The organism is Dolichospermum lemmermannii CS-548, from assembly GCF_028330815.1.
Lineage (GTDB): Bacteria > Cyanobacteriota > Cyanobacteriia > Cyanobacteriales > Nostocaceae > Dolichospermum > Dolichospermum lemmermannii.
Window position 1 is genome coordinate 1 of sequence record NZ_JAQMTJ010000208.1, and the last position, 2,880, is coordinate 2,880.

The window sequence follows — 2,880 nt, forward strand, 5'->3', positions numbered from 1 at the left end:
AATTTACTTAAATCTAGGCTGGTTTCCTATTAATTCTCAATAATTAATGTTTATTGAGAATATAGGCTCTTTCCAGAAAAGCCTCTAACCCTTTTGAATACTCATTTTTAGCTGGTTTTCTTACATCGAACTCAGGTTAACAATAATGCCAGCAATTTGAGATAATTTCTCTATATTTTTTTTGCTTGTTTCAATTTCGTGCCAGTTCACATTATCATTATTCTGGTGAATTTCAAGCTCTTTAATTCGTCCCAAAAGCGAGGTATCATCCCAAAAAAGAAGTTTTTCAATATTTTGGATTTTAGCAGTATTTTCTCTTAACTCCACCTCTAATTTTATCAGAGATTCAGTAGATTCTTTCTCAATTATCGGACGTTGAGTTAATAACTTAACAAGCGTTTTTAATTCTTCACTAGAGCGTCTGCTAGAACCAGACTCAGCCGCTTCAGGAATAGCTTTTAGTAAGGCATCTTGTCGTTTAGCTAATGCAGAAAGCTTTTGCTCTAAGCTTTTTCTGTCAGTAATATCAATTGCTTGGTTAATGATAAAATTTTCACAACGTTTGCTAGAAACTGCCAAGCATATATCATCATGATGATATTCCCAATTTGTCTCTGTTCCCACTGGGGAATTAATCAATTTTTTTATTTCTCTAGCTTGTTCATAGCATTTGTCACCTGCTATTTTACCTTCAACGCTATCTTTAAATAAAGTAGATAAATTGTTGTTGACTCTCAAGTATCTACAATTTAGATCAACCAGGGAAATAAAACCCGGCATAGATGCTATGAAATCAAATTCAGTCATTTTTTTTATTTAAAAGAGAATATCTAGATTTAATTATACCTCCTAAAATTTGACTATTTCTTCCATCGGTGCATCTATCTAAAATACCGAGTGATAGCGTAACTAGCGCGACCTGAGAATCGCCGCGAACATTTCCCACTCCCCCGTATTCTAAAACTCAGGAAAGCGCAACTTAGGCACACTCATAGCTCACCCCCATGCTGTGTTTCCCAATCCAAAACAGCCTCTTTTGTAAACAACCCCGAAATGTCCCGCCCCTGCGCCATCAAATCATCCATAAAATGCTAACTCCCTAACTCCAATGGATTGTGGATCACCAAACCCTCTATCCACTCAAAATCTTTTATATTTGCCGTTGCTAACGGTAGATCAGAATCTAAACAGGTTGCAGCAATTAGGGCATCACCTACGGACATTTTTCGCTGTTGGCGCAAAGCCACCGCAATTTCCAGCGTAACTTTATTGATCATCAAAACATCCAAGTTATCTAAAATCGCCATGATGGCCTGTTTTTCAGCCTCACTTAAACGATGGTAGCCCAATGTTTCCAAACGACTAATCGCAGAATAATGCGTGGCATAATTCACCAACCAGCTACGCAACTGCGTATATGGCGGCTGAGTGGCATAAATAATCAAATTACTATCAATCAGCATCGTCTCTCCCGAACAAATTGCGATCTTGGCGTTGTTCACGCTGCCAAACAACTGGATCAGTAATTTCTGCAAAAGGATTTAACGCCACCGCCTGCGCCAATGCTTGCGCCAAACCTTCGCGCCTTACTTGGTTTAAAGTGATAGGCGTTTTTTCTCGTGCTTTTTGTTCTAAATAAACAGCATAATTCAGTAACTCCGCTTGCGATGATATCGGTAGAGCGGCAGCATGGTGTTGAATTTGTTGCAAAATAGGGTTCATAGCTGTTTTTATGTCGTTTGTCTAGTACCGACGATATCTATATTACTGCTCATACGCCCCCAACCCCGAAATTTCTCGCCCCTGCGCCAGCTTGTGCAACAACGGAATCAAATCCTCCATCAATGCTAACTCCTTCCGAGCAGCAATTCTCATTTTGAAAAAAATAAGATCAAACTCTCTTAATTTAAGTGGAGAACCTGTGTCAAATTATCATTTTTTGATGGATAATTATTATCCGAGAAATTGGGTGTAAATAGTGTCCATGTTGTTAAAACGGGTAGTGTAGGATTAGTGGGCATTACAAATAGGAACACTTTGTTAAAAATTATTACAGCATTAATAGGGTAGCTCAAAATTAGATCAATTATTTTAGATGTAGTCAAAACCATTACTAACACTGGGTTTTAGATAAATAAATTCTGCCTTGTAATCGGAAGGTCGTAGGTTCAAATCCAACTGCTGTCCCTAGTGAAACCCTTGAGAAATCAGGGGTTTTGTCGTTTCAATGCTCTGTTATATTAACCTTTTGATATTTCTCCATTGTGCCGCAACACTTTAGAATTTAGTGGAAAATGACAGAATAATAGATCAACTTTAGATCAATGAACAGCAAGAAGTGGACATTAGACGAGGTTAACGCAAGATTAAAAGCCGGCAATATCGGTGTAGTGGTTTATCAGCGGGGCGAACTGCTTGCAGCAGCGCTTCGCTATCGCCTCTCACTTCGTGCCACATTTCCGCCAAAACCAGGAATAGACAAGCCACCTTACCAACAGCTTTTATCTTTGGGGATTTACGCCAATCCTGCTGGGTTACAATTTGCTGAATCAGAAGCCAAGAAAGTTGGAGGTTTATTGGCCCAAGGGAAATTTGAGTGGTCTGAATATCTTGTCAAGGAATTAGCAATTACTGAAAATACCACTGACAACGCTAAATTATGGATTGAGAAGTTTGAGGCTGATTACTACAACCGCAAGGGGAAAACTCCTACAACCGAAACCACCTGGAAATCAGATTAGAGAACTCCACAGAATGATTGATCCTATAATGAGAGAAGATAATTTCAGTGTGCAGCTAACCTAATGCGTCCAAAATCTATCATTGAACTAACAGAGAACCTAAAATATCTGTACATAAAAACAGCCAAAAAACTCAAGG

General features: G+C 38.6%; 4 protein-coding genes. 1 reads left to right on the forward strand and 3 read right to left on the reverse strand.

Going from position 1 to position 2,880, the window contains the following annotated elements; translation table 11 throughout:
* Positions 1–120: 120 nt before the first annotated feature.
* The 3 genes from PN450_RS13410 to PN450_RS13420 form a co-directional block, all read right to left on the reverse strand.
* Positions 121–807, reverse strand: coding sequence for a hypothetical protein (locus PN450_RS13410; RefSeq protein ID WP_271836641.1), 687 nt, complete (start codon positions 805–807; stop codon positions 121–123).
* A gap of 284 nt (positions 808–1,091) precedes the next feature.
* Positions 1,092–1,463 carry a type II toxin-antitoxin system VapC family toxin gene (locus tag PN450_RS13415; protein WP_148762202.1) on the reverse strand — a complete coding sequence of 124 codons (372 nt, stop codon included), beginning with the start codon at positions 1,461–1,463 and terminating at the stop codon, positions 1,092–1,094.
* Complete coding sequence (locus PN450_RS13420) at positions 1,453–1,722, reverse strand: hypothetical protein (RefSeq protein WP_015080880.1); 270 nt, start codon at positions 1,720–1,722, stop codon at positions 1,453–1,455. Before PN450_RS13420 ends, PN450_RS13415 begins: the two co-directional genes overlap by 11 nt.
* Before the next feature lie 602 nt (positions 1,723–2,324).
* On the opposite strand from PN450_RS13420, the gene PN450_RS13425 reads away from it, so the two are divergent.
* Positions 2,325–2,741, forward strand: coding sequence for a hypothetical protein (locus PN450_RS13425; protein ID WP_210422318.1), 417 nt, complete (start codon positions 2,325–2,327; stop codon positions 2,739–2,741).
* The last annotated feature ends 139 nt before the right edge of the window (positions 2,742–2,880 follow it).

Excerpts from the sequence above, each read along its gene's own strand:
- PN450_RS13415 (WP_148762202.1), bottom strand. The coding sequence starts at position 1,463 with ATGCTGATTGATAGTAATTTGATTATTTATGCCACTCAGCCGCCATAT.
- PN450_RS13425 (WP_210422318.1), top strand. The coding sequence starts at position 2,325 with ATGAACAGCAAGAAGTGGACATTAGACGAGGTTAACGCAAGATTAAAA.
- PN450_RS13410 (WP_271836641.1), bottom strand. The coding sequence starts at position 807 with ATGACTGAATTTGATTTCATAGCATCTATGCCGGGTTTTATTTCCCTG.
- PN450_RS13420 (WP_015080880.1), bottom strand. The coding sequence starts at position 1,722 with ATGAACCCTATTTTGCAACAAATTCAACACCATGCTGCCGCTCTACCG.